The 3,286-nt window shown below is 66.8% G+C and carries 3 protein-coding genes and 1 pseudogene; all 4 read left to right on the top strand.

Features of this window, described 5'->3' with window-relative positions; translation table 11 throughout:
* The first annotated feature begins 576 nt into the window (after window positions 1–576).
* Window positions 577–1,065 (top strand): DUF6153 family protein, encoded by a 489-nt coding sequence (locus RTN46_RS15965; RefSeq protein WP_312182860.1) that lies wholly within the window; start codon window positions 577–579, stop codon window positions 1,063–1,065.
* 99 nt (window positions 1,066–1,164) lie between these two features.
* The gene (locus RTN46_RS15960) at window positions 1,165–1,785 is read left to right on the top strand and encodes a DUF305 domain-containing protein (RefSeq protein ID WP_312182858.1); all 621 of its coding nucleotides are present in this window, start codon (window positions 1,165–1,167) and stop codon (window positions 1,783–1,785) included.
* On the top strand, window positions 1,782–2,672 hold the full coding sequence (locus RTN46_RS15955) for a F510_1955 family glycosylhydrolase (RefSeq protein ID WP_312182857.1): 891 nt from the start codon (window positions 1,782–1,784) through the stop codon (window positions 2,670–2,672). Before RTN46_RS15960 ends, RTN46_RS15955 begins: the two co-directional genes overlap by 4 nt.
* 140 nt (window positions 2,673–2,812) lie before the next feature.
* Window positions 2,813–3,286, top strand: a pseudogene (locus RTN46_RS15950) (acetyl-CoA C-acyltransferase); the annotation flags it as partial.

The following is a 3,286-nucleotide window of genomic DNA, read 5'->3' as shown; positions in this document are numbered from 1 at the left end:
GTTCCCGCGCTGGGTGCGCAGCTCTGGTGACCTCCCTGCGAAAGAAGTCGCCATACCTGCGCACCCACCGCCACAGCCTTTCCCTCTCTCGCTCCTCCCTCGCACTGGGTGTGCAGCTCAGGTGACCTCCCTGCGCAAGAAGTCGCCATACCTGCGCACCCACCGCCACAGCCTTTCCCTCTCTCGCTCCTCCCCCGCTGGGTGTACAGCTCAGGTGACCGTTCCCGCGCTGGGTGCGCAGCTCTGGTGACCTCCCTGCGAAAGAAGTCGCCATATCTGCGCACCCACCACTCCCGTGCCGCTGACAACCCGCCAAACCTGCGCACCCACCGCCGCAGCCTTCCCCTCTCTCGCTCCTCCCCCGCACTGGGTGCGCAGCTCCGGTGACCTCCCTGCGAAAGAGGCCGCCATACCTGCGCACCCACCACTCCCGTGCCGCTGACAACCCACCAGATCTGCGCACCCAAAACCGCCCACGGCCTCAGCGCGCTCCCCAAGGCGGTCCCACTCCGCCTGGCACCGCCGAACGAATCCACGACTGCCCAGTCCTGCCCTCCTGTTAGACTGGCGCTCATTATGAGGGCAGGTATTCGGGCCGCAGCTGGCCATGCGTTGGCCCTCCGGTCGACGCCGCAGCTGCTGGTTTCCCTCCTCGGCCTCCTGGCGATCCTGGCCGGAATTCTGGGCATGCATATGCTGGCCAATCCCCATCCGGCAGCAAGCCACTCCGATGCCGGTCACACGGTTTCCAGCCAGTCCGCTGCCACTGCGCACTCCGCCGGGACAGCACTCCGGCACGACGCCGATCCGGCACCCGCTGCTGCTCCTTCCTCCGACGGCGGCGGGCACACCTCCGGGTCTTGCCCCGATTGCGGACCAGCCGGCTGCGCCGCAGACCTCTGCATGATGTTCCTGGTCCTGGTCAGCATCACGGCTGCCCTCGGCCTGCTGGCGTCCCGCCGGTACCGGATTCCGAACCGTCCGGACCCGCCCCGGGCCTTCCCCTCCGTCCCGGCTCCGCCGCTTCCTCCCTCGCTCGTTCAACTCTGCATCAGCCGCACGTAAAAGCGGGCTCCGCCGATTCTCCGGAGCCCCCTTCTGCGTGCCTGCCCGCCGTGGCAGTGCTGATTGCCAAGAACGTATGAACTTACCGAAGGAAACACCATGAAGAAGCTTGCCCCAGTATCTGCAACCGCCCTCGCCGCCGCCATTCTCCTGGCGGGTTGCGGTGCCGACACCAGTGCCCCGGATTCGGGCCCCGCGGCAGAGAGCAACATGCCCGGCATGGACCACCACGACAACGCTGATTCGACGGACGCGGCAGACCACAACGGCGCGGACACGATGTTCGCGCAGATGATGCTCCCGCACCACGAACAAGCGATCCTCATGAGTGACATGATGCTCGCCAAGGAAGGGCTTGAACCCCAGGTCGTGGAGCTCGCCACGAAGATCAAGGCAGCCCAAGGCCCAGAGATCCAGAAGATGGAGGAATGGCTCGCAGCTTGGGATCAGCCGTGGGCCCCCATGGAGGGGCATTCCATGATGATGGACGGCATGCTCTCCGAGGAGGATCTTGCGACGTTGGATCAAGCCCAGGGCACCGAAGCGACCAAGCTGTTCCTGACACAGATGATCGAACATCATGAGGGCGCGGTAGAAATGGCCGAGGAAGAGGTTGCCGGAGGCACCAACGCCGACGCCGTAAAACTGGCAGAGGCCATCGTGGCGGACCAGAACAGCGAAATCGCCGAAATGCAGGACCTGCTGCAGGGCCTGGCATGAGCCGCCGACGCCCCGCCCGTCCCGGCGGCATAAACCGCAGGACCCCGACCCGCACAGCCGCCGCTGCCGCCGTCGTGCTTCTCGCCCTAACCGCCTGCTCCTCACCTGCCGGCGGGCAGGAGGAAAACGCGGCGTCACCGTTCCCCACCCACGTCCACGCGCTGGCGCTGAAGCCGGGCACCACCGATGTCCTGCTCGCCTCGCATGAGGGGATTTTCGAACTCGACGGGAACGAACTGCGGCCCACGGGCGCCAACATCGACCTGATGGGCTTCGCCGTCGACGGCAACGGCGACTACCTGGCGTCCGGGCATCCAGGCCCGGGCGTTGACCTGCCGAACCCGGTCGGCCTGATCCGGTCCACCGACGGGGAGAACTGGACGCAGGAATCGCTGGCGGGACAATCCGATTTCCATGCGCTCGCGGCCACCAGCGGCGGGATCATCGGGTTCGACGGGACGCTGCGCCTGAGCGGGGACGGTAAAACGTGGAGCGATTCACCGACACAGCTCACGCCCTACAGCTTGGCCGGGTCCCCATCCGGCCCGCTGGCCGTCGCCACAACTGAGGACGGGGCTTACCGCTCGGACGATGCCGGAAGGAGCTGGAGTAAAATTCCGGACTCCCCCGTGATCATGCTCGCTGCCGTCACCGCGCAGTCCCGGATTGTGGGTGTCCTCCCTGACGGCAGGATCCTCACCAGCGAGGATCCGGGAGCGCCCTGGGACTCGGCCGGCCAGGTAGCCGGATACCCCGTCGCCGTCACGGCGGCTGAGACGGAGGACGGGCTGCAGATCTGGGTCATGACCGACGCCGGGCTGGAGCATTCCGCGGACGGCGGCAAGAGTTTCAGCACCCTCGTGCAGCAGCCTGCCGGCACCTCGTAGTATTCGCCTGTGAACCAGGGGCGCGGCGGTTTCCCGCCCGTCCCTGGTTCGCGGGCGCAGGCCCTTGCAGCCTAAGTTACTCACTAGTAACATCGAGCCTGAGCTTGTCCAGGTTTTCTTATCTCGAAGAGGAGCAGTACGTGAGCCCACAAGGCCGAGCACGGCAGATCAGGGACGTTGTCTTCGTGGACGGGGTTCGGACCCCGTTCGGAAGGGCCGGCGAAAAGGGCATGTACGCCGATACCCGCGCTGATGACCTGGTGGTCAAGTGCATCCGCGAACTCCTGCGCCGCAACCCGTCACTGCCGCCCGAGCGCGTGGACGAAGTGGCAATCGCCGCCACCACCCAGACCGGCGACCAGGGGCTGACCATCGGCCGCACCGCCGCCCTTCTGGCCGGACTCCCCCGCACGGTTCCCGGCTTCGCGATCGACCGGATGTGCGCCGGCGCCATGACGGCGGTGACGACGACGGCGTCGGGCATCGGCTTTGGCGCGTACGACGTCGTTATTGCCGGTGGCGTGGAGCACATGGGCCACCACCCGATGGGGGTGGGCGCGGATCCCAACCCCCGCTTCGTCACCGAACGCCTGGTTGATCCGGCCGCCCTGAAC

It is taken from the genome of Arthrobacter sp., assembly GCF_031988865.1.
In the GTDB taxonomy this organism is placed as follows: domain Bacteria; phylum Actinomycetota; class Actinomycetes; order Actinomycetales; family Micrococcaceae; genus Arthrobacter_B.
Note: the sequence above shows the minus strand (reverse complement) of the source record. Positions and strands in the feature narration are given on the sequence as shown.